Origin of the sequence: Falcatimonas sp. MSJ-15 (assembly GCF_018918265.1) — a bacterium.
In the GTDB taxonomy this organism is placed as follows: Bacteria; Bacillota; Clostridia; order Lachnospirales; family Lachnospiraceae; genus Falcatimonas.
Window position 1 is genome coordinate 89,673 of the sequence record NZ_JAHLQC010000006.1, and the last position, 21,532, is coordinate 111,204.

Annotated in this window: 16 protein-coding genes; all 16 read left to right on the top strand. The window is 32.6% G+C overall.

The genetic code is table 11. The features are described 5' to 3' along the window. Positions 1-2: 2 nt before the first annotated feature. The 16 genes from KQI85_RS06115 (at position 3) to KQI85_RS06190 (ending at position 21,525) form a co-directional block, all read left to right on the top strand. On the top strand, positions 3-1,187 hold the full coding sequence (locus tag KQI85_RS06115; protein ID WP_216575203.1) for a pyridoxal phosphate-dependent aminotransferase: 1,185 nt from the start codon (positions 3-5) through the stop codon (positions 1,185-1,187). Between the two features lie 420 nt (positions 1,188-1,607). Continuing rightward, positions 1,608-2,015 carry a LytTR family DNA-binding domain-containing protein gene (locus KQI85_RS06120; RefSeq protein WP_216575204.1) on the top strand — a complete coding sequence of 136 codons (408 nt, stop codon included), beginning with the start codon at positions 1,608-1,610 and terminating at the stop codon, positions 2,013-2,015. 134 nt (positions 2,016-2,149) lie between these two features. Continuing rightward, positions 2,150-3,298, top strand: a complete 1,149-nt coding sequence (locus tag KQI85_RS06125; RefSeq protein WP_216575205.1) for a hypothetical protein — start codon at positions 2,150-2,152, stop codon at positions 3,296-3,298. A 41-nt stretch (positions 3,299-3,339) separates the two neighbouring features. Then, on the top strand, positions 3,340-4,323 hold the full coding sequence (locus KQI85_RS06130; RefSeq protein ID WP_216575206.1) for a hypothetical protein: 984 nt from the start codon (positions 3,340-3,342) through the stop codon (positions 4,321-4,323). A gap of 19 nt (positions 4,324-4,342) precedes the next feature. Further along, the gene (locus tag KQI85_RS06135; RefSeq protein WP_216575207.1) at positions 4,343-5,188 is read left to right on the top strand and encodes an ATP-binding cassette domain-containing protein; all 846 of its coding nucleotides are present in this window, start codon (positions 4,343-4,345) and stop codon (positions 5,186-5,188) included. A 99-nt stretch (positions 5,189-5,287) separates the two neighbouring features. Continuing rightward, positions 5,288-6,343, top strand: coding sequence for a hypothetical protein (locus KQI85_RS06140; protein ID WP_216575208.1), 1,056 nt, complete (start codon positions 5,288-5,290; stop codon positions 6,341-6,343). Between the two features lie 27 nt (positions 6,344-6,370). Next, the gene (locus tag KQI85_RS06145; RefSeq protein ID WP_216575209.1) at positions 6,371-8,299 is read left to right on the top strand and encodes a DUF5050 domain-containing protein; all 1,929 of its coding nucleotides are present in this window, start codon (positions 6,371-6,373) and stop codon (positions 8,297-8,299) included. A gap of 269 nt (positions 8,300-8,568) precedes the next feature. Continuing rightward, positions 8,569-11,274 (top strand): translation factor GTPase family protein, encoded by a 2,706-nt coding sequence (locus KQI85_RS06150; protein ID WP_216575210.1) that lies wholly within the window; start codon positions 8,569-8,571, stop codon positions 11,272-11,274. 114 nt (positions 11,275-11,388) lie between these two features. After that, a complete protein-coding gene (locus KQI85_RS06155) occupies positions 11,389-13,905 on the top strand; it encodes a transglutaminase domain-containing protein (protein WP_216575211.1) in 2,517 nt (838 codons plus the stop codon). Positions 13,906-14,267: 362 nt separating this feature from the next. Further along, complete coding sequence (locus KQI85_RS06160) at positions 14,268-14,768, top strand: sigma-70 family RNA polymerase sigma factor (RefSeq protein WP_216575212.1); 501 nt, start codon at positions 14,268-14,270, stop codon at positions 14,766-14,768. Next, complete coding sequence (locus tag KQI85_RS06165) at positions 14,768-15,301, top strand: hypothetical protein (protein WP_216575213.1); 534 nt, start codon at positions 14,768-14,770, stop codon at positions 15,299-15,301. Before KQI85_RS06160 ends, KQI85_RS06165 begins: the two co-directional genes overlap by 1 nt. A 206-nt stretch (positions 15,302-15,507) precedes the next feature. Continuing rightward, entirely contained in the window at positions 15,508-17,181 is a 1,674-nt protein-coding gene (locus KQI85_RS06170; protein WP_216575214.1) for an AAA family ATPase, read from the top strand. A gap of 18 nt (positions 17,182-17,199) precedes the next feature. Beyond that, the gene (locus KQI85_RS06175; protein ID WP_216575215.1) at positions 17,200-18,384 is read left to right on the top strand and encodes a sodium:proton antiporter; all 1,185 of its coding nucleotides are present in this window, start codon (positions 17,200-17,202) and stop codon (positions 18,382-18,384) included. A gap of 181 nt (positions 18,385-18,565) precedes the next feature. Then, positions 18,566-20,431: a heavy metal translocating P-type ATPase gene (locus KQI85_RS06180; RefSeq protein WP_216575216.1), complete on the top strand. Its 1,866-nt coding sequence runs from the start codon at positions 18,566-18,568 to the stop codon at positions 20,429-20,431. A 22-nt stretch (positions 20,432-20,453) separates the two neighbouring features. Next, positions 20,454-20,822, top strand: coding sequence for a helix-turn-helix transcriptional regulator (locus KQI85_RS06185; RefSeq protein WP_216575286.1), 369 nt, complete (start codon positions 20,454-20,456; stop codon positions 20,820-20,822). A 331-nt stretch (positions 20,823-21,153) separates the two neighbouring features. Next, a complete protein-coding gene (locus tag KQI85_RS06190; RefSeq protein ID WP_216575217.1) occupies positions 21,154-21,525 on the top strand; it encodes a metal-sensing transcriptional repressor in 372 nt (123 codons plus the stop codon). The last annotated feature ends 7 nt before the right edge of the window (positions 21,526-21,532 follow it).

Here is a 21,532-nt window from a genome sequence, read left to right on the forward strand (position 1 = left end):
AAATGAGAGAATTAAGTGATAGAACAGCGAATTTTACAGATTCAGTTATACGAAGAATGACAAGAATCGCTAATAGATATGGTGCAGTTAATCTGTCACAGGGCTTTCCGGATTTTGATCCACCAAGAGAGATTACGGACAGATTAAGTGAAGTTGCAAAGAGTGGTCCTCATCAGTATGCACTTACATGGGGAGCGAAGAATTTTAGAGAAGCACTTGCTAGAAAATATGAACATTTCTCAGGAATTAATATAGATCCTGAATCAGAGATAGTCGTTACTTGTGGAAGCACAGAAGCTATGATGGCGGCAATGATGAGTATTACTAATCCAAAAGATAAAGTTGTGATATTCTCACCTTTTTATGAAAATTATGGCGCAGATACTATTCTATCCGGGGCAGAGCCTATATATGTACCACTTGTACCACCAGAATTCAACTTTGACAGAGAAGTTCTTGAAGAAGCATTCAGACAGGGAGCAAAGGCACTTATATTATGCAATCCATCTAATCCATGCGGTAAAGTATTTACATACGATGAACTTATGATAATAGCAGAACTTGCTAAAAAATATGATGCGTATGTTATAACAGATGAAGTATATGAACATATAGTATATGAGCCGAACAGACATATATATATGGCATCACTTCCTGGTATGAGAGAGAGAACAATTGTATGTAATTCATTATCTAAGACATATTCGATTACAGGATGGAGACTTGGATATGTAATTGCAAATAAAAAGATTACAGATAGAGTTAAGAAAGTCCATGATTTTCTTACAGTAGGAGCAGCAGCACCACTTATGGAAGCAGCAGTGACAGGGTTACTATTTGATGATAGTTATTATGATGAACTCAAAGCTCATTATACACATATGAAAGAATTATTTGTCGGAGGACTTAAATCGCTTGGACTTAGATTTACAGAGCCACAGGGGGCATATTATGTGCTTGTTGATGTAAGTGAATTCGGCGTAAAAGATGATGTCAGATTCTGTGAATGGATGGCAGAATATGTAGGTGTGGCAGCAGTGCCGGGTTCAAGCTTCTTCAAGGAAGATGTACATAATCTGATTCGTTTTCACTATGCTAAGAAAGATGATACATTAATCGAAGCATTAAAAAGGCTTGCAACACTTAGAGAAAAAGCATTAAATGCCGTAGACGTGGATTGGAGATAAAGAACAATAACAATAGTTAATGCAATAATATAATATACAAAAACGCTATGCAAAATTCAGATAGGTTAAGTTAACTTCTTAGATATCTAAAATTCAGCATAGCGTTTTTGGTATATTAAAATGCGTGCGATGCAGTTAAAAATCACAACAATGGTGGATATACAATTCTAATTTAAAATGCGACAAGAATTACAAAAATGATAAAAAATCTAAAAACTTCTAAAAAGAAAAACACAAAAAGCGAACATATTGTGAATAAATGATGGATAAAATGCAAAATAAAGGTGAATAAATTATGGAGAAAGTGTTAAAAATGCAAAGTACGCAAGAATAAGTGCAAAGTACGCAAAATGTGAGATTTTTTAAATTGTGTATGATACAATATATATATATATATATATAAAGCGAATGAGGTGTGACATGCAAAGAGGGATTAGATTAGTAGAAAGAAGTGAAGAATTACAGAAGATAAGTTATATTGATAGTAGTAAAATAAAAATGACAGATGTTAACAGAGTGATACATCATATATATGAAGAAGATGTATTATACATAACATCCAAGGCACATGTATTAATAATATATTGCACTGATAAATGTATATATACAAGACAATACTCCATGGAAGATGTTGTAATTAGCTGGGGAAAAGAATTCGAGAGAGTACATAAGCAGTATATTGTTAATATGAAAGCGATAGATACATATGACAGGACTGCTAGTATAATAAGAATTAAAAACCATATTATACCAGTAGGAAGAAAGTACAAGCAGATATTTACCAGAAAATTTCACGAATTGCTATGTAATGGAGAAGAAGACGATTGATGTCGGATAATGCGTATACAAAAATATGCAAAACGACACGAACGACGTCTTAAACGACACGAACGACATGGACGAATGGGCAACAATAAGATAATATTTATATGAAAAAGAAAAAATAGAGAGAGGGTGTTTTTATGAAGAGAACAATGTTGGCAGTATTAGCATTAACATTTATAATATCAGGCTGTAGTGTACAAAATAGTGATACTGCTAATGAAAATATTAATGTAACAACAGATAGTACCATGGATAATGTAACAGATAGTGCACAAGAGAATAGTCTATATGAATCAAAGACTTCAAAAGAGATAATATCATCTATAGAAAATAAAATAAATGAAATATCAGAACATGCTATTATCAGAGGAATAGATTTTTATGAAGATTATGCATATATATTAAGTTCAGATAAAGAAACAGGAATAGAACTTCTTAGGTATGATATGCAAACCGGTGAAAGTAATAGCAAGAAGATTGATATAAAAGCAGGAGATACTGAGAATATTTATATTCATAATGATAGAATATTAGTTGATAATATACTTGATATATTAGATAGTGGAACAGTTATTGTATTAGATACATCAATGAATCAGATAGCAGAATATAATGATATATCTGGAGTATATACATATAATAATGATGCAATGTATTATTATAAGATGGCAGATAATTCATTTATAGAAGATAGAGATGGAGAGAAGAAGAGTATAAGGAGATTTGACGAAGATACAGTTTATGGAAATCAGATAATAGATATTGATAAAATAGAGATTATTAATAATGAATTCATATATGCGCAGGTAAGTTATTTTGGAATCAATCCAGATGAGAGTAGTTATGGGGTGTTAAAGATGGCATTATCAGATAAGGCAGAAGATACATTAGATACAGAAGCTGGTAGAATTATTGCAGCGGATAATACTCTTATTATTACAGACAGAGAAGAGAGCGTAATATATGGTCAGCAGAGTACTCTAACAACACAGTATACAGTAGTATCTATTAATGGCGATGAGCAGGAGAGAAACTTTGAAGACAGCAAGGAAGCAGAATTAATAGTATTGTCAAATAGTGGTGAAGTTATGATAACAGATGCTAAGATGATAGGAAGAATATATGATGTTACAACTGGTGAAGTAGAAAAAGTAATTGATAATGAAGAAAATGAATGGTTTATATATGCCAAGATATGTGAAAAATATAAATTTATTATGAATTATGAATATGATGGAGAAGTAAAAAACGGAGCTGATATTATAGTTCATACAGTTGAATATTAGTAGAATATATAGATGAAGAAAAAGAGCAGGGAGAATATGATATGATGAATAAAAAGGTATTAAAAAATTTTTTAATATTAGAAGCAGTATTAGTGACAGCTTTAACAGGCTGTACGAAAGTAAATAATATGACACAAGTTAGTGATGTTAATGAGAGTGCTGAAACATCAGAACAGATATATAATGAAACAGATAGATTGAATGGTCTGACTTCCGGTTTTGGATGGAGTGATAATGTGGCTTTAAGTTCAGATGATAATGGAATTGTTAAAGATAAGATTATTCTAAGTACATCAGAGCCGAATGTAGATATGGGAGTTATCTGTTTTGTAGATGGGTATCTTCAACCAGTATCAATTAATGGAGAAAAAGAACAGACTGTTAATATTATTAATACAGATGAAGAGGATATGTATGATATAGCATTAGGTGTAATCTCATCTAGGGCAGATGAAAAAATCAGAGTTGATATAATGTCTTTGCTTAATCCAACCTATGAAATAACAGAGAATACTGTAGATGAAGGATTAAGTTTTAGAACTTCTTCACCGGTTGCGCAGACGTTTGATGCAGTTAAAGATGTAGAGATGAATGATTATGTATTAATGGATAATAAGCAGGATATGAGTGAAGAATTTAAGAGTAAAAATGGGATATCGGATGATAACAATCCTTTTAGTAGTAAAGCATATTTTAGATTCGAAAGAGAAGATGAAGATAGTAAATGGATTCAATCAGAAGATAATAAGATTAACATAAAAATTGATATTATGGGTGGAGAGTATAATAAGTATAATGTGTATTTTTTTGTTGATAATAAAGTAGTTAAAGCATTTGACGGACATGATTGTGCTAAAGTTACAGTCGAGGATGGTAAGTTATCTGTTGTAGATGTGACTGCAGATATATCTGATATGGATATTGGCAAATATTCTATAGTATATGCAATTGCAGTTGCGGACGGTGAATATAAGGACAGTATTATATCCCCGATAATATCAGATAAATTATTTTTAAAAAAATAGACTGACAGGTGGTGTGAGTATGCTTAATGTTAATAATGCAGATGTATTCTATGGAAAACATCAGGTACTTTATGATATTAATATTGAATTGGAAGCTGGAATATATGGACTTATAGGAGAGAATGGTGCAGGTAAGACAACACTTATTGGTCTTATAACAGGTCTGCTAAGACCTAAAAATGGCAGTGTTACATGGAATGGCAAGGATATTAATAAGCTTGGAAATAGCTATTATGATAATATAGGATATTTACCACAATTTCCAACATTATACAGTGACTTTTATTCAAAGGATTTTCTTGAATATATGGCACTTATTAAAGGAATGAAAAAAAAGGAGTATAAGGAGCGGGTAGATATGCTCTTGGAATTTGTTGGATTATCAGATGAAAAACATAAAAAAATAGGAGCTTTTTCTGGTGGAATGAGACAAAGACTTGGAATTGCACAGGCTCTTTTAAATGAGCCCAAATTGCTCATATTAGATGAGCCGACAGCAGGACTTGATCCAAGTGAGAGAATAAGATTCCGTAATATTTTGACAGATTTATCAAAAGATAAGATAGTGCTTCTTGCAACACATATAATTCCTGATATTGAGAATGTTGCAAAGAATATTATATTCTTGCATAGAGGAAAGATACTTGCAATAGACACATCAGATAATCTTATTAATAATATTAATGGTAAAGTAAAAGAAGCAGTGATAAGTGAAGATGAGTATCATAGGATTAATAGGCAGAGAATTAGTAATGCAATATATGAGGATGGAAGTTATAAAGTGAGAGGTTTTCTTGATAATATAACTGATGCGATTATTGTAGAGCCTGGACTTGAAGATGTATTTCTCTATTATATGCTGTAACTAGAGTATTAATCTATGAGGACGGATATATATTAATTTATGTGTTTTACAATACTGATTGATATTGTGAACAGGTGGATAATTGGGAGATAAGAAGCAATGATAAGATATGAACTTAAAAAAATAGTGAATAACAAATTTATTGTGGTATTTCTGGTTTTATTTTTTTGCCTTGATATATTTGTAATGATTAGTAAGAATATTGGTCAGATTAATTATATAAGTAGTAAACAATATGATAATTATCGTAGATTATATAATGATATTCGTGGAGATATAACAAGTGAAAAGGTGAAGACATTACAGGAAGCCAAGTTGAATATGGAAGTTTATGGTCTGTATCCTGAAGTGGCGATTAATACAATTAACAATAATAGAGATTATGAAAAGCGTGCAAAAGATGTTGTGGATATGGCACTTGATAATGCGTATACATATAATCTTATTAATCAACAGAATAGATATATTAATAGCATATGTATTGCGAATATATTTCGAGACAGGCATATAGATTGCTATTATGAAACAGATGGAATAGATGAATATCTAAAATATGATTATTCGACAATAATAGTAATTATAATCATAATTATGTCAATCAATATACTGTGGATTAATGACAGAAAAACAGAGATGTATAGAATTGTTAATACAACATATTATGGAAAAAATAGACTTAATGTAATTAAAGTAATTAGTGTTTTGATTATAACAGTAATATCAGAGATTTTCTTTAGAATACTTGAATTGATTACTTTTTATATTATATATAGGTTTGATGGTATATCACAGCCACTTTATAGTGTAAAAGAATATGCAGATACTTTATATAATGGTAGTATAATATCGGCTATGCTAATAGATTTGTTACTTAAAATACTAGGTTGTATTATGGTGTCACTGATAGTGGCAATATGTGTTCTTCTTGTTAGAAATACGATATTGGCATATGGCTTAGCTTTTATTCTAAGTATTGTATTGAGGTATCCGGTTAAGTCTTTTGACAATTATAGAATGTTTAGAAGTAGAAATGTGTATATTATTAAAGATTATCTATTTACGGACATTAGCATTATGATATTAATAGGAATTATACCACTAGTGTCTATGCTAATGCTATTAGTTATATTAAGATGTTACAAATCAGTGATATAATATATACAGATGATGGAGAAGAATATTATGTGGATGTATGAATTTAAGAGTATTATTAGGAGCAGGAAAAATTGGATATATATAATATTATGTTTTGGATTGGAGATAGTAATGCTTAACAATGCAGGAACATTGCGATGTGAAGCATTTAATGAAAGAAACTATAATATCTATTCTCAGTATCTTAGCGAGTATGGTGGGATAATTAATGGTGTTAAGATTGAAGCACTTGATACAAAGATACATGAGATAAATGATATGTTTGATTATAAAGACAAGATCTCAAAAGCATTTGATAATAAAGAAGTGTCATTTGCTGAATTTGAAGAAACACTTGTAAAGACTGTACCTTATCAAAAGGATATCCGAGTTCTCAATTATATAAAAAATCAGGCAGATTATGTTACTAATTCTAAGGATGCAGATCGAATAATATATCCTAATTCATGGGTTAATCTATTGGCAGGTCAGATTACAAGATATGGACTTTTGTTACTTATTATACTTGTGATGGTTCCTGTGTATACAAGAGATTATGAGAGCAGGATGGATATGATTACATCAACAAGTAAGAATGGAAAAATGAGATTATATAGTAGTAAAATAGTTGCATTGATAATATTTGCGGCAATTATAAGTATATTTATGGGTGTGATAGAATATATATATTATCTTGTGAGAATGGGATTTAATGATTATTTGGTTAAAGTCCATAATATTGAAGTGTTTGAGAATGTTGTATTTAATAGTTCATTAATAGTAATATATATGTTAAAGGTGTTTCAGTGGTTTTTAGGATTGTCACTTTTAATATTTGAAGGTTTTGTTTTTTCTGTTTTTATTAGAAATAGATTTTTTACACATATTTTTCTGTTTATATATACAATTATTCCGGTAATGGTTATGAGTAAATCAACTAGATTAAAATTATTAATGCCATCAGGTTTTGTAACAGATGGTGGTTATATTGCAGGTGTAGATGATTATATGGATGAATTGTGTATATATGGAAGAAGAGAACTTACAAGATATTCTTTAATATTTATTATGATGTTAATAGTATGTATAATAATAGGTCAAAGAAAAATATCCCTGAAGAATAATGAACGTTTTATAAAGTTAAAAAAAGTAGCTGCAATAATAATTATGTTGTGTCCATTAACAGGTTGTTCATCAGGATATAATATTGATAATGTTATATATTCTCCCGGAGATTGTCTGGCATATGAGAGTATGATATGTGATGATTATAGTATAAAAATGGAAGATATGAATTATGTAATTGATACCGGTACTGCTACAATTCCATTTAATAATGAGCCAATAGACAAAATATATGATAATGGAAGTTTTGTTAGTAAAGTATGTATAAGCGATGGTGATATATATTATAGTGTAGACTATGATAATGATGCAGAGACTTATTTTGCAATATACAAGTTTGATAAGGAGACTTTTTTGTCAGAGTGTATATATAAGAGCAAAACAGAAGAAGATAGCTATCTTGATATGAAAGATATTGTAACGGTTAATAATGAAGTTATGTTGCCAAACTTTCAATTCGTGGCAGGTAATCTTCTTGTATATACAGCAATAGACAGTATTCATCTATATAATATAGAAACTAGGGAAGAAAAGATTATTGACGAAGCAGGAAGTGAATGTGGGCTTAAGGATAATTGGCTGTACTATATAGATAGGACATCTAAACTTATAAGATATAATCTTACAACGGGTGACAAAGAGAAAGTTATGGATAATTATATAAGTAATTATGTCTTTTGGAAAGATATGATTGTATATGTTAATATTAGTGATGGAAGACTTAAGAGCTATTCTAAAGAGAATGAGAATGTTGTGGATGATAGAGAAATTTCGGTAGTGTTTATTAATAATAATGAACTTATATGGTATACAAAAGATGGTATAAGAAATAGTAGCACAGATGTTAATTGAACAGATGGTAAAAAAATACATAAATAATAACTATTTGTATAGAATATCAAAATAATGTATACTTAATTGATGCCTACGAATTGTTCCGTGCTACGCACTCACACAATTCTACCGGGTATTCGCATATTGTGGGATTATCATCCCACTTTTATGCTCATATCGGGGCGGGTCCCAAGGTCTTTCACCCACCTATGAGCAAGCTCATTTGGGTTTAGACCTTTAGACCCTGGCATCATATAATAAAATTATAGTATATGGGATGATTTTTTATGAATAGATTAATATTTGGAATACTTGCTCATGTTGATGCAGGTAAGACGACTCTGTCCGAAGGACTTATGTATAAGTCTGGTGCGATAAGGAAGATAGGTCGTGTAGATAATAAAGATGCGCACCTTGATACGAACGAGCTTGAACGTGCGAGAGGAATAACAATATTCTCAAGTCAGGCAGAACTTAAGATTGATGACCTTGATATAACATTACTTGATACACCGGGACATGTCGATTTTTCAGCAGAGATGGAGAGAACACTTAGAGTGCTTGATTATGCGATACTTATTATAAGTGGCGCAGATGGTGTACAGGGACATACAGAGACACTTTGGAAATTGCTTAGGGAATATAATGTTCCTGTATTCATATTTGTTAATAAGATGGATCAGAATGGAACAGATAAAGAGAAGATACTTGAAGATATAAGAGAGAAGCTTACAGATTCATGTGTTGATTTTACAGATACAGACAGTGAAGAATTCTATGAGAATATAGCGATGAGTGATGAACATGTCATGGAAGATTATCTTGATAATATGACTGTTAGTATTGAAGATATACAGGGACTTATTGTTGAGAGAAAGATATTTCCATGTTTTTTTGGTTCAGCATTAAGGCTTACAGGCATTGATGAGTTCATGCAGGGATTATATACATATACACTTAGACCAGAGTATAGCAAAGAGTTCGGAGCAAGAGTATATAAGATAACAAGAGAAGCTGATGGAACAAGACTCACTCATATTAAAGTGACCGGTGGAACTCTTAGAGTTAAGACTGAATTAACAGGAGATACGGATGGCAGAGAATGGAGAGAGAAGATTAATCAGATTAGGCTGTATTCCGGTGATAAGTATGAGACTGTCAATGAAGCATGTGCAGGAATGGTATGTGCGCTAACAGGACTTAATTATACATATTGTGGGGAAGGATTTGGATATGAATATTCGGACAATCAGAGCTATCTAGAGCCTGTTCTTACATATAAGATTAATCTTCCGGATAGTATAAGTGAGACACAGATGTTGCCAAAACTTAGAATGCTTGAAGAAGAAGATCCAAAGCTTAGCATTGTATGGGATGAGGAATTAAAAGAGATTCAGGCAAAGATAATGGGAGAAGTCCAGCTTGAGATATTAAAGAGTGTTATAAAAGAGAGATTTGGTGTTGATATTACTTTTGGTGCAGGTAATATTGTATATAAAGAGACTATTGAGAATGTAGTTGAAGGTGTTGGACATTTTGAACCACTAAGGCATTATGCTGAAGTTCATCTTATACTTGAACCTGCTCCTCGTGGAAGTGGTGTGCATGTATATACAGATTGCAGTGAAGATATTCTTGATAAGAACTGGCAGAGACTTATTGTTACACATATAGAAGAGAGAGAACACAGAGGTGTTCTTACAGGTTCGCCGGTGACAGATATTAATATTATACTCGTAACAGGAAGAGCGCATATTAAGCATACTGAAGGCGGTGATTTCAGACAGGCTACTTACAGAGCGATAAGACAAGGTCTTAAGATGGCTAAGTCGAGACTTCTTGAGCCTTATTATGAGTTCAGACTTGAAGTTCCGGAAGTTAATATTGGACGAGCAATGATGGATATTGAGAAGATGCATGGCAAGTTTGAGATGCCTGTAACTTCTAATGGAATGGCTGTTATAACAGGAAGTGCTCCGGTATCACTTATGCATGATTATCAGAATGAAGTGATAGCTTATTCAAAAGGTCATGGAAGACTTAATCTTACTCTTAAAGGGTATGACCTATGTCATAATGAAGATGAAGTTATTGCTAAGTATAATTATGATTCTGAAAGTGACATTGCAAATCCTACAGGATCAGTATTTTGTGCACATGGTTCGGGATATCTTGTACCATGGAATGAAGTATATTCATATATGCACGTTGAGAGTGTTCTTGCAGTTAAGAATAAGAATAATCTTGATATAATAGAGAATAATCCTCTTAACAGAGTGTCTGAGGGTGTTATAGATCTTGATGAGATAGATGATATCATTAATAAGACTTTTTTTGCCAACAGAGGAGCATCTAATGCCAAATGGCGAAGAAATAAGCGTGTTAAAGAAGATATGGAATTCGCTATATCAAGAGATTTTGGTGTTAAGAAGAATGTTAAGAATAATGCAGGCAAAGAGAAGTATCTTCTTATAGATGGCTATAATGTTATATTTGCATGGGACGAACTTAATGAGTTAGCTAAGACTAATATAGACGGAGCAAGAGACAGACTGCTTGATATTATGTGCAATTATCAGGGAGTTAAGAAGTGTAATCTTATTGTTGTATTTGATGCTTATAGAGTGGAGAATCATAAGACAGAGTTTTTTGATTATCATAATATTCATGTTGTATATACTAAGGAGGCAGAGACAGCAGACCAGTATATTGAGAAGTTCGCACATGAGAATGGAAGAAGATATGATGTAACTGTTGTAACGTCAGATGGACTAGAGCAGATAATTATTCAGGGGCAGGGATGTACACTTATCTCAGCAAGAGAATTTAAGGAGTATATTAAGGCTAATGATGAACTTATTAAAGAGAAGACATCACAGTCAGTAAGTCTTAAGAATGGCTTATTTACTGGGGCTTCAGATGAAGTTAAAAATTTTTTTCTTTTTTTGCAACATTTTGTATCTCTAGAAAGTGTTATATATGTAAGCACTTAAGAAACAGATATAAAAAGAGGGATGTAGTGTATTGATTAACCAGGACTTATCTGGATATTAAGAAGATTAGTTATTAAGATGACAATGCACTTATATAAAAGGAGAGATATAAAGATGAAAAAAAATTGGAAGAAAATGGTGGCACTTACATTGTGCCTTAGTATGGCAACAGGCTGCCAGAATGCAAAAGAGACAAAAGTTGATAATATTTTTGACAAAAAGACAGAAGTAGAAACAGAGATTGCAGAGAAAAAGACTGATGCTAAAAAGTCAGGAAATCAGACTGTACTTGATATCAAAGCTAATTATGCATCAAGTGAGCTTTATGAATATGCAGAGCCTGTATATAATGTACCTAAGGATTATGTATTTGAATATACAGATGTACCTGAAGGCTTTTGGGATGCAGGTGTTGTAGAGACATTTGCAGTCTTTACTGATCCTGACTTTAAAGATATTGGAAAAGTAAGTATTAATATTGATGATGATTATTCAGACAGAACAATAAAGATCAGTCCAACACTTGCTTTTGATCTCGTGAATGGAGAAAGTGAGTCTGCACAGGATGGAACATGGGGAGCTAAGAGTAAGTTCTATCTTGTACAGTATGTTTCATTAGAAGATGGAAGTAAGCTTGATAAACCAATAGTTACAGTATTTACAATTAAGAATGAGATGCAGACATCTACACTTACACAGTCAGTTGGTACAGATGGAGTATATTCACTTAGCTGGACAGCTGTTGATGGTGCTGATTCTTATGATGTATATTATTATGATATGGATTATGCAAGGCTTCAATATACAACAGATAAGACAGTATGTAATTACTATGACTTTCAGTCAGCTAAAGACAGACCTAATTCAGAATCTGCATTTGATAAAGGTAAATTAATGTCAATGAATACTACACTTATGACTGGCAGCGGCTATTTTGTAGTAGCTAAGAAAGCTGACGGAACATTATCTCCTATGAGTAATATTGTTGATATTGATGATATTGCTAATCAGATACCTGTAAGACATGATTTTTATTTTGAAAATAATTATACAATTCATAATGTGCTTGATCTTCCTGCTTATGTAACAGTTGAGATGCTTGATGGATCACTTGCAGAATATCCTATTGATTATCGTGACAAAGAGATAGTATTCTATCCAGCGGGTGGTGGTTATATTCAGCCTTCAATTGTTGGACTTAATATATCAATGTCGAGTATACGTTTTGACGGAATGGATGAAAATACATTCAGAGCACAGATGTCAGAACTTACAGACAGACAGGATGAGATAAGTGGTAAGTCAGGTGGCGTAACTCCAACTATTGATATACCTTATGTTCCAGGTAATGATGTAGATGATAATGGAACTTCTGATAATAAAGATGATGAAAAATATACAGAAGACGGTGAACCAGAGACAGATACTAAAGAAGATGTAACAGAGAAAGATACAGAAAAGTCAACAGATAAAGAAACAGAAGAAGTTACTAAAGAGAACGTAACAGAGAAAACTACAGAAAAAACTACAGAAAAAACAACAGATAAAGAAACAGAAAAAGATACTAAGGAAGACGAATCACAATCAGCATCTTCTAAAGATAATACTAAAGATACTAGTAGTACTAATTCATCAATACAGATGAATCATGATTTTAAAATAACTGCTAATAATGCATTAAGTGAGTGGCTTGCAGTTAATATGTTAAATCATGAAGAGAAGATTAGTCTTTCTGAATTCAATGAAGCTTCTGATAGTGATTATCTTCTTGATGCTTATCTTGAAGCATATAATCAGAATCCTCTTATAGGTATTATTGATGATGTAAGACTTGATTATGCTAATAATGATCTTCTTATAAGTTATGTTCTTGATGCAGATGCTACTGACAAGATGCAGGAAGATTCTCTTGCTAAAGCAAAAGAGATATCTGATTCAATAATAAAAGATGGAATGAGTGATTATGAGAAAGAGATAGCAATTAATGATTATCTGTGTGAGAATGCAGCTTATAATGATAAGATTTTAGAAGCAATAAGTGATGAAGGAACTATTGATGATAATGTTGTATATGAATATCCTAATTCATTCACACCTTATGGTATCTTATGTGAGAATGTAGGTGTATGTGAATCTTATGCAGAAGCATTTCTTCTTATAGCACAGGAATGTGGACTTGAAGCTATTATTGAGACTGGTAAGATGCAGAATGTTAATCATGAATGGAACAGAGTAAAACTTGACGGTGGCTGGTATATGTTAGATGTAACTAATAATGACAGCGATATGATTAAAAATATGTATGTTAACCTTCCAGATGATGTAGCATCATTATATGTACAGAAGAGTACAGAAGCATATATGGATAATGTAGCTTCAGAATATACTTCAGAAGGTATGGATTATGAATATTACAATGTTAATGGTCTTTATAGTGAAGATAAAACAAAAGTAGCTGATATTCTTGCTAATGAACTTACTAAAGGTGGAGATAGTATAGTTGTCCGTACAGCATCAGATTTAACACAGGATGATGTTGATGGTATCATATCAGATGCACTTACTAAAGCTAATATAGAATCATGTAAGTATATGTATGCACAGGACATGATATATGTGAAACTTAACTAATTAATTATATTATATGTATGATGTTTGATTAATTACATTGTATAAGATTTAACTAATTAGACATTAGAATGTATGTGATTAAATTAGAATTATTTATATTATATATCCCGTAATTAGTTGGGGAGTAGAGATGATAATTAGCAAAGTGGTTATAACAGAAAAGAACATTGTATAATTAAATCATATAAAATATTAAAAAAAACTTGATTTAATATTAAAAATTTATTATCCTAATGTGGTTGGATTTACAGATGCAGAGGTTACAATGATATTATTTTACAATATCTGTGAATATATTATTGTAACTACATCTGTAAGAATGGACGTTTTAGATACATTCAGATTACAAAGGTGGTATATAAGTGGACATACAATGTGGAAAAAGTACATATAGTTTTGAGAGTATTGTGGATAAATATTCAAATATGCTTATGCGACTTGCTATGATTAGAATGGGTAATAAAGAGGACGCTGAGGAAGTTGTCCAGGATACTTACTTAAAACTGATATATGAAGTTAATAAGGGTAATATATTTAATGATGAGGAACATTTAAAAGCATGGCTTCTTACTGTTGCGACTAACAGAGGTAAGTCTATACTTAATCTTATGTGGAACAGAAGAACACAGGGACTTGATGCATTAGAAGAAGCTTCATACGAAGATAAGCATAATGAGGGATATGCTTATGAATATGTTATGAAACTTCCAGAGAAGTATAGAGTAGCGATTAATCTGTTCTATTATGAACAGTTAAAGACTGATGAGATAGCGAAGATTATGAAGACTAAGGAAACGACAGTAAGATCCTATTTACATCGTGGACGTGAGAGATTAAAAGAGATGATGGAGGCTGATGCGTAATGTGGAACGAAGAAGAATTTTTTAAAGATTTTGCAAAAGCTTCAGATAAGATTACAGCTTCAGATGAGCTGACAGAACGTCTTAAGAGTCTTCCAACAGGAAGAAAAAGACCTAGAGTCTATTATGAGAGAATGGTGCTTGCGGCAGCAGCTGTTATATTGTGCGTGTCGCTTGGCGTATTTGGAATAAGTCGAATTAGTAATACAGGGGATAATATTACTGATAGCAAGGTTGAATTTGCAAGCAAAAGTGAATCTGATGATGATATGCAGAATATAGATATAAGTGGCAAGCTTGAACTTGCACGAAAATATGTTGATAATTATTCAGTTAAGATAACAGATGCTAATGGTAATGAGATATCACAGACAACTAGAAAAGTAATTACAGGTCAGCTTAAGAATGCTATAATTGTAAGTGAAGATACACAGGGAGAGTATACTTCATATTACTGTGAGGGTAAGAAGAATATAGAGATTAGAATATATTCTGCTGATAAGACGAATATTAAAGTTGCAGTGATTGAGAAGTAGCAGATTGATAGTATGATAGAAAAAGATGGTTAGCTATATGGCAAGCCATCTTTTTTTGTTATAAGTTAGAAGATTAGGGAAGACTTTAAGTCTATGTTTTTGCTATATGCAGGTAATTAGTTATGTAAATTAAATATAAGTTTGTAAAATGTGATATTGGTGTGGTAGTATATATATACGGTTGAATAGTAGAAGAGGTGGAGAGGATGAGACAGGTTGTAACGATAGGTAATCAGGATTTTGAAAAGCTAATTACAAATAATTATTTTTATATAGATAAGACTGGCCTGATTAAGGAATGGTGGGAGTCGGGTGATAGTGTAACTTTGATAACCAGACCGAGACGTTTTGGTAAGACTCTTAATATGGATATGCTAAAATGTTTTTTCTCTGTTGAATATTCAGAAAAAAGTGGACTTTTTAATAATCTTAATATATGGAGATATGTAAAATACAGAGAACTTCAGGGAACATATCCGGTTATATTCTTAAGTTTTGCAGGCGTTAAAGAAGGCAATTCTAATGATGTTAAGATGCATATAAAGGCACTTATAGCAAGACTTTATGAACAGAATAAAATGATTCTTTGGGATTTATTAAGTGATAATGAAAAAGAGCAATATAAGAGTGTTACTATGAATATGAGTGATGCTGAAGCTTCATTGTCGATTAATGCTTTGTGTATGTATCTTAATAGATATTATGGTAAGAAAGTAATAATACTTCTTGATGAATATGATACACCGATGCAGGAGGCTTATACTGGTGAATTCTGGGATGAATTTGCAGTATTTATAAGAAGTATTTTTAATGCAACATTTAAGAACAATCCATATCTTGAACGTGCACTTATGACAGGAATCACAAGAGTATCTAAAGAGTCGATATTCTCTGATCTTAATAATCTTAATGTAGTTACGACAACTTCTAAAGAGTATGAAGACTGTTTTGGATTCACAGAAGAAGAAGTATATAAGGCACTTGAAGTATATAATATGTCTGATGAAAAAGAAAAAGTTAAGAAGTGGTATGATGGATTTACATTCGGAGATATAAGTGGTATCTACAATCCATGGTCGATAACGAATTATCTTGATAAGAGAGAGTATCGTGCATATTGGGCATATACAAGTTCTAACAGTCTGATTAATAGAATAATAAGAACAGCATCATCTGATATAAAGTGTAAGATGGAAGATTTGCTAAATAGTAAAGAGATAGTAGTTAATTTTGACGAACAGATAGTATTTGACCAGTTAGGCAAGAATGACAGTGCAATATGGAGTCTTATGATGGCATCAGGATATCTTACAGCCAGTGAAGTTGAATACAGGGGTGAACTTAGAACACCATGGTATCATCTTAAGATAACCAACCTTGAGACAAGAGCGATGTTTAATCAGATGTTCATTGACTGGTTTGGAAGTGTGCAGGAATCTTATGGAAGATTGGTGCAGGCGCTTATAAAAGGTGATATAGAGAGTATGAATGCTTATATGAACAGAATAACACTATCGACATTCAGTTTTTTTGATGTTGGAGGAGAATATCAGGAACCAGAGAGATTCTATCATGGATTTGTGCTTGGGCTTATGGCAGAGCAGACAGAGAATTATATTCTAAGATCAAATAGAGAGAGTGGATTTGGAAGATATGATGTTATGATGATACCAAAAAGAGAAGAACTTCCTGGAATAATAATGGAATTTAAAGTAAGAAGCAGTCGTAAGGAGAGAACACTTGAAGAGACAGTAAAAGCGGCACTTACACAGATAGAAGAGAATAACTATGATGAGGAATTACTTACTTTTGGAGTAAAAAAGGAGAGAATACTACATTATGGATTCGCATTTGATGGCAAGAAAGTGCTTATAGGATGATATATAAGGAGAAAAAATATGTTGTACAGTATCGCATTAATATTAATAGTAGGAATGGCTTTTGGATGGATATGTAACAGGTGCAAATTGCCATCACTTCTTGGAATGTTACTTACGGGAATTATACTTGGCCCGTATGTACTTAATCTTATTGATGATTCCATACTTGGAATATCATCAGAACTTAGGAAGATTGCTCTTATAATTATACTTACAAGAGCAGGGCTTGGACTTGATATATCAGGACTTAAGAAGATTGGAAGACCGGCAGTTATGATGTGCTTTGTGCCAGCAACATTCGAACTTATTGGAATGTTAATATTAGCACCAAGACTTCTTGGCGTAAGTTATATGGAAGCAGCAGTTATGGGCGCTGTTCTTGCAGCAGTATCACCGGCAGTTGTAGTTCCAAGAATGGTAAAACTTATGGAAGAGGGGTATGGAACTGATAAAGGTATACCACAGGTTATTCTTGCCGGTGCATCAGTTGATGATGTATATGTAATTGTTCTTTTTACAACTTTTACAGGAATAATGCAGGGTAAAGGCATCTCTGTTATGAGTTTTATTAATATTCCGGTATCAATTATACTTGGAATACTTATAGGTCTTATTATAGGATATCTTTTTGCAAGATATTTTGAAAAAATGCATATAAGAGATACTATTAAAGTTGCACTTATTTTGTCGGTGTCATTTCTTCTTGTAACAGCAGAAGATGCACTTAATACTCCGATTACATTTTCTGCACTTATAGCAATTATGTTCATAGGTGTTGCACTTTCGAGATATCGCAAAGAAGTATCATTAAGAATCTCACAAAAATATAATAAACTTTGGGTGGTTGCAGAAGTATTTCTATTTGTTCTTGTAGGAGCAACAGTTAATATAGGATATCTGTCTAATGTAGGGCTTAGGGCAGTTATTCTTATAATATGTGCAATTATGTTCAGAATGGCAGGTGTATATGTAAGTCTTCTTGGAACAAAGCTAGATAGTAAGGAGCGTATGTTTACTATGATGGCATATACACCTAAGGCAACCGTTCAGGCGGCAATAGGTGGAATACCACTTAGTATGGGACTTGCATGTGGAGAGATAACACTTACTGTGGCGGTACTTGCAATAGTGCTTACTGCACCACTTGGAGCATTTGCGATAGATATGTCTTATAAAAGGTTATTAAATAAAGAGAAAGACTAAGTATATAGAGTTAGTAAAATCTTTGCACAAATTAGAGAAAATAGCTTATCAACCAATAACATTATAAAAATAATATGAAGAAATAGAAAAACTCCTTGACAATCATTTAAACGTATGTTTAAATGTTCATATAAGAAAAAGATATTTGAATAAAAATATATTAATGATTGGAGGAGTTATTATGACGAAGAAGCAGAAAAAGGTTCTATATAGAATTATTATTGCATTGGTACTTCTTGTAGTGATTGAATTCATACCTGCAGATGGTTATCTTAGTCTTTTACTATATATTATACCATATCTCGTTATAGGATATGATATTCTTAAGAAAGCGGGACTTGGAATTATTCATGGTCAGGTGTTTGATGAGAATTTCCTTATGGCGATTGCGACAGTTGGAGCTATGGCTCTTGGTGATTATAAGGAAGGTTCAGCAGTTATGTTATTCTATCAGATTGGTGAATTATTCCAGAGTTATGCAGTTGGTAAGAGTCGTAAGAATATAACAGAACTTATGGATATCAGACCAGATTATGCTAATATTGAAGAAGACGGCGAACTTGTAGAAGTTGATCCTGATGATGTTGAGATAGGAACAGTTATTGTTGTAAAACCGGGTGAGAAAGTGCCAATTGATGGTATTGTTGTAAGCGGTACATCAACACTTAATACAAGTGCTCTTACAGGTGAGAGTGTTCCAAGAGAAGTTAAGGAAGGCGATGAGATTATAAGCGGATGTGTTAATCTTACAGGTCTTCTAAAGATAGAGACTACAAAAGAATTCGGTGATTCAACAGTATCTAAGATACTTGATCTTGTTGAGAATTCAAGTATGAAAAAAGCGAGAACAGAGAATTTTATATCAAGATTTGCTAAATATTATACACCTTGTGTATGCATAGGTGCACTTGTACTTGCGATACTTCCACCAGTTGTAAGAATGATATTCATGGGCATATCGCCTATGTGGAGTGAGTGGATTATAAGAGCACTTACATTCCTTGTAATAAGCTGTCCATGTGCACTTGTAATATCAATACCACTTAGCTTTTTTGGAGGAATCGGAGGAGCTTCATCAAAAGGTATTCTTGTAAAAGGTTCTAATTATCTTGAACTCTTATCACAGACTAAGTATATCGTATTTGATAAGACAGGAACACTTACAAAAGGTGTATTTGAAGTTACAGATATTAGCCCTAATGGAATGAGTAAGGAAGAACTTCTAGAATATACAGCTTATGCAGAGAGTTATTCAGATCATCCAATCAGTAAAAGTCTTAAAATGGCTTATGGCAAAGATATTGATAAGACAAAAGTAAGTGATGTAGAGAATGTATCAGGTCATGGAATAATTGCATACGTTAATGGACATAGAGTATGTGCCGGTAATATAAAGCTTATGAAAAAAGAGAATGTATCTTATGAGATTCCATCAAAAACAGGTACAGAGGTTCATGTAGCGATTGATGGCAAATATGCAGGCTATGTTATTATATCAGATGTTATTAAGAGTAATTCAAAAATAGCAATTAGTGGTCTTAAGGCTGCAGGTGTTAAAAAGACAGTTATGCTTACAGGAGATTCAAAAAAAGTAGCCGAGTCTGTAGCAAAAGAGATAGGTATTGATGAAGTTAAGAGTGAACTTTTACCGGCAGATAAAGTCGCAGAAGTAGAGGCATTATTAGCAAAGAAAGGTGACAAAGAGAGACTTGCATTCGTTGGTGATGGTATTAATGATGCACCTGTTTTATCAAGAGCAGACATAGGTATTGCAATGGGAGCACTTGGTTCTGACGCAGCAATAGAAGCAGCGGATATTGTTCTTATGGATGATGATCCTGCTAAGATTGCACTTGCAATGAAGATATCAAGAAAGACACTTAGAATAGTATATGAGAATATTGTATTTGCTCTTTTAGTAAAAGCTATCTGTCTTATCCTTGGTGCAATAGGTGTTGCTAATATGTGGTGGGCAATATTTGCAGATGTTGGTGTAATGGTTATTGCAGTTCTTAATGCAACAAGAGCATTAAGAGTTGGCAAATAGAGTAAGAAAGGTGATTAATGGAATGAAACATTATAATATGCCACATGATCATGGACAGAATATAGATACAGTCTTAGAGAGAATGCCATGTATGGATTCTTTTACAAGTGTAGCTGCATTGTTTAAACAGATGTCAGATAGTACAAGACTTAGAATACTGTGGCTTTTGTGCCATTGTGAGGAATGTGTGAGTAATATATCAGCTGCTATGCAGATGAGCGATCCGGCAGTTTCACATCATCTTAGCGTACTTAAGAAGTCTGGGCTTATAACTAGCAGACGAGATGGCAAGGAAGTATACTATAAGATTGCAGATAATGAACAGACTAAGCTGCTTCATGAAGTTATGGATAGACTGTTTGAAGTAGAGTGTCCTTGCACAGAAAGTTAACTTTAAACCACCTAAAGGCAGTGTTTTTTCGCCTATGACAAACGAAAGATTTTATATATGAACGTGCTTAAAACCGAGAATTGTAAAATAAATAATAATAAATAACAATATAAAATATCAATGTAATTCTATATATCGACCTTGAAAAGTTAGAAATAAAAAGCTAACGATTTGAGGTCGGTATTTTTTTATAAAAAAATCTTGACACTTGTGTAAAATAAGTGTATCTTAAAGATACCCCTAGGGGGTATACAAAGCCCGATAAAAATGTATACCCGACCTAGGAGTGATAGAAATATTTCATGCATAGATGAGAAAAGGAATGATGTATATGAGTTGTAAATGTGGCAATGATAGTACGAGAGAAATATATAAGGAAGATGGGAAGCTGATAGATGCAAATACAGAGACAGAGGAAGGCGGTGTAAAACACAAGTTAAGAGCAGACAGTGAGAAAAAGGCACTTATGACAAGACTTGCCAAGATTGAAGGTCAGGTAAGAGGTGTTAAAGCGATGGTTGAGGATGACAGATATTGTGTAGATATTCTTACACAGGTATCAGCAATTCAGGCAGCACTTAATTCTTTTAACAAGGAATTGCTTGCAAGACATATTAAGTCATGTGTTGCAGATGATATCAGGGAAGGCAATGAAGAAGCTGTGGATGAATTATGTGAGTTACTTAAGAAGCTTATGAAGTAACATAGAC

Bases quoted from the DNA above. Each gene is read 5' to 3' on its own strand.
- KQI85_RS06150 (WP_216575210.1), top strand. From the start codon at position 8,569: ATGAATAGATTAATATTTGGAATACTTGCTCATGTTGATGCAGGTAAG.
- KQI85_RS06145 (WP_216575209.1), top strand. From the start codon at position 6,371: ATGTGGATGTATGAATTTAAGAGTATTATTAGGAGCAGGAAAAATTGG.
- KQI85_RS06185 (WP_216575286.1), top strand. From the start codon at position 20,454: ATGAAACATTATAATATGCCACATGATCATGGACAGAATATAGATACA.
- KQI85_RS06175 (WP_216575215.1), top strand. From the start codon at position 17,200: ATGTTGTACAGTATCGCATTAATATTAATAGTAGGAATGGCTTTTGGA.
- KQI85_RS06140 (WP_216575208.1), top strand. From the start codon at position 5,288: ATGATAAGATATGAACTTAAAAAAATAGTGAATAACAAATTTATTGTG.
- KQI85_RS06180 (WP_216575216.1), top strand. From the start codon at position 18,566: ATGACGAAGAAGCAGAAAAAGGTTCTATATAGAATTATTATTGCATTG.
- KQI85_RS06155 (WP_216575211.1), top strand. From the start codon at position 11,389: ATGAAAAAAAATTGGAAGAAAATGGTGGCACTTACATTGTGCCTTAGT.
- KQI85_RS06125 (WP_216575205.1), top strand. From the start codon at position 2,150: ATGAAGAGAACAATGTTGGCAGTATTAGCATTAACATTTATAATATCA.
- KQI85_RS06170 (WP_216575214.1), top strand. From the start codon at position 15,508: ATGAGACAGGTTGTAACGATAGGTAATCAGGATTTTGAAAAGCTAATT.
- KQI85_RS06115 (WP_216575203.1), top strand. From the start codon at position 3: ATGAGAGAATTAAGTGATAGAACAGCGAATTTTACAGATTCAGTTATA.
- KQI85_RS06135 (WP_216575207.1), top strand. From the start codon at position 4,343: ATGCTTAATGTTAATAATGCAGATGTATTCTATGGAAAACATCAGGTA.
- KQI85_RS06165 (WP_216575213.1), top strand. From the start codon at position 14,768: ATGTGGAACGAAGAAGAATTTTTTAAAGATTTTGCAAAAGCTTCAGAT.
- KQI85_RS06190 (WP_216575217.1), top strand. From the start codon at position 21,154: ATGAGTTGTAAATGTGGCAATGATAGTACGAGAGAAATATATAAGGAA.
- KQI85_RS06120 (WP_216575204.1), top strand. From the start codon at position 1,608: ATGCAAAGAGGGATTAGATTAGTAGAAAGAAGTGAAGAATTACAGAAG.
- KQI85_RS06130 (WP_216575206.1), top strand. From the start codon at position 3,340: ATGATGAATAAAAAGGTATTAAAAAATTTTTTAATATTAGAAGCAGTA.